The sequence below is a fragment of the Caulobacter sp. B11 genome, assembly GCF_002737765.1.
In the GTDB taxonomy this organism is placed as follows: domain Bacteria; phylum Pseudomonadota; class Alphaproteobacteria; order Caulobacterales; family Caulobacteraceae; genus Caulobacter.
In genome coordinates, this window is record NZ_PEGG01000398.1 from 1 (window position 1) to 2679 (window position 2679).

Annotated in this window: 1 protein-coding gene and 1 pseudogene; one reads left to right on the plus strand and one right to left on the minus strand. The window is 68.0% G+C overall.

Going from position 1 to position 2679, the window contains the following annotated elements; all coding sequences use genetic code 11:
* Positions 1–48: 48 nt before the first annotated feature.
* Entirely contained in the window at positions 49–1383 is a 1335-nt protein-coding gene (locus CSW58_RS13455; RefSeq protein WP_099447607.1) for an Hsp70 family protein, read from the minus strand.
* A gap of 125 nt (positions 1384–1508) precedes the next feature.
* On the opposite strand from CSW58_RS13455, the pseudogene CSW58_RS13460 reads away from it, so the two are divergent.
* A pseudogene (locus CSW58_RS13460) lies at positions 1509–2679 on the plus strand (NAD(P)/FAD-dependent oxidoreductase); the annotation flags it as partial.

The following is a 2679-nucleotide window of genomic DNA, read 5'->3' on the forward strand; positions in this document are numbered from 1 at the left end:
AGGGTTCATCCGTCACCCGGGCCGGCGACGGCCGGGTGACGGATTTCGCTAGGCCGCCGGCTCGCGCTGCGCTCGTTCGCTCCACAGATCGAGATCGGCTTCGCGACCGATCAGGGCCAGGCCCGAGGCGATGGATTCGAACTCGCCGCCGGTCTCGATCCGCTCGGCCCCGAACCGGCCGAGGAAGATGTCGCGCACCGCCGGAACGAATGACGTGCCGCCGGTCAGGAAGACCCGGTCAATAGCCTCGGGTGGCAAGCCCGACCGTTCCATGGCCTGGTCGACCGCGCGCTCGATGGCCTTCAGTTCGGGGCTTATCCACCCTTCGAAGTCCGTGCGTTTGACGGGCTTTTCGATCCGCACCGACCCGGCCTCGAACAGGAAGACCGCCTCCTCGTCGCGCGACAGGGCCTCCTTCAGCGCCGAGACGGCCCGATAGAGGGAGTAGCCGTGATTGTCGTCGAGGACCTCGATCAGACGCTCGATCTTCTCCGGCTCCATGGCCGTGCGGGCCAGGCTGCGGATGTCGCGCATATCCTTGGACGCCCGCAGCAGGGCCAGCTGATCCCAGCGAGCGAAGGCGGTATAGTAGCGCTGCGGAATGGGCAGCCGGTTGTCGAAGGCCCGGTACAGGCTGCCCTTGCCCAGTTCCGGCGATACGATGTTGTCGATGATCCGGTAGTCGAAGGCGTCGCCGGCGACGCCGACGCCCGATCGGGCCAGGGCCTTGGAGCGCAGGGTCCCGCCGGACTTCTCGAAGCGCACGATGGAAAAGTCGCTGGTGCCGCCGCCGAAGTCGGCGACCAGCACCGTGGCGTCCTGGGTCAGCTGCCGGGCGAAGAAGAACGCTGCCCCGACCGGTTCATAGGCATAGCGGATGTCGGTGAAGCCCAGGCGCGCGAAGGCGGCCTCGTAGCGTGACAGGGCCAGGGCCTCGTCGGGATTGCCGCCCGCGAAGGTCACCGGGCGTCCGACGATGACGCGGGGCGGAAGCCGGCCCATGGCCTCGCCGGCATGATGGCGCAGGCGCAGCAGGAAGGCGGCCAACAGGTCTTCGAACTGATAGCGGCGATTGTGGATCTTGGTTTCGGTGAAGGCGGCGCTGGCCGCGAAGGTCTTGAACGACTGGATGAAGCGCGTGTCGAGCGGGTCCTCGACATAGGCCTCGATCGCCCAGGGCCCGGCCTCGACCGTGCGCTCGGGCGGATGATCGCCGACCGCCGGATGCTGCTGGAAGGCCAGGGCCGAGCGGAAGGCGAAGATGTCGCCGGCGGTGGTCGGAAAGCGCACCAGGGTCGCCGGTCCTTCGCCATGGGTCAGGGACACGACCGTATTGGTCGTTCCAAAATCGATGCCGATCGTCGTCGCGGGCGCGGACGTCATGATGGGGGCCTGATCCTAGGGAGGGCAGGGTTCGTAACGCCTGGGGCGCGGGCGTCAAGAGCGCAGCGGATTGACTTCCCGCGTGCGCTAAGGTGGTTACGCCGCTCAGCGAAGAAAGACCGGTCTTGGAACAGTTCGATGTGGTGGTGATCGGCGCGGGCGCCGCGGGCATGATGTGCGCCATCGAGGCGGGCAAGCGCGGGCGCTCGGTTCTGGTCGTCGACCATGCCAAGGCGCCGGGCGAGAAGATCCGCATCAGCGGCGGCGGGCGCTGCAACTTCACCAATATCAACACCGCCGCGCGCAATTTCCTGTCCGAGAACCCCAAGTTCTGCGTCTCGGCCCTGCGCCGCTACCGGCCGCGCGACTTCATCGCCCTGGTCGAGAAGCATGGCATCGCCTACCACGAGAAGGCGCTGGGCCAACTGTTCTGCGACGGCTCGGCCATGCAGATCGTCGAGATGCTGCAGTCGGAAATGTGGATGGTCGGGGTCCAGCAGCGGCTGTTGACCACCTTCGAGGGCATGACCCGCGAGGCCGAGGGCTACACCGTGCGCCTGTCCAGCGGACCGGTGCGCTGCAGCTCCCTGGTGGTGGCCTGCGGCGGCAAGTCGATCCCCAAGATGGGCGCCACCGGCCTCGGCTACGAGATCGCCGCCCAGGCCGGACTGCGGGTCACCGAGACCCGGCCGGCCCTGGTGCCCCTGACCTTCGAGATCAAGACGCTCGAGCGCCTGGCCCCCCTGTCGGGCATGGCCGTCGACGCGGTGGTGTCCAGCGGCAAGACCCGGTTCTCCGAGGCCATGCTGTTCACCCATCGCGGCTGTCGGGTCCGTCGATCCTGCAGATCTCGTCCTATTGGCGCGAAGGCGGCGAGATCAGCGTCGACATGGCCCCCGGGGTCGATGTGTTCGCGACGCTGAAGGGGCTGCGGACGACCAGCGCCAAGCGCGCCCTGTCGACGGTGCTGGCCGACATGGTCCCCAAGCGCCTGGCCTCGCTGATCGCCGAGGACGCTGGGGCGGCGGGCAATCTGGCCGACTGTTCCGACGTCCTGCTGCGCGGCGTGGCCGCCAGGATCAATGGCTGGACTTCAAGCCCGTGGGTCGGAAGGCTATCGCACCGCCGAGGTCACCCTGGGCGGGGTCGACACCAACGAGCTGGATTCTCGGACCCTGGAGGCCAAGGCCTCGCCGGGCTCTATTTCATCGGCGAGGTGGTCGACGTCACCGGCTGGCTGGGCGGTTACAATTTCCAGTGGGCCTGGGCCTCGGGCTGGAGCGCCGGCCAGGCGGT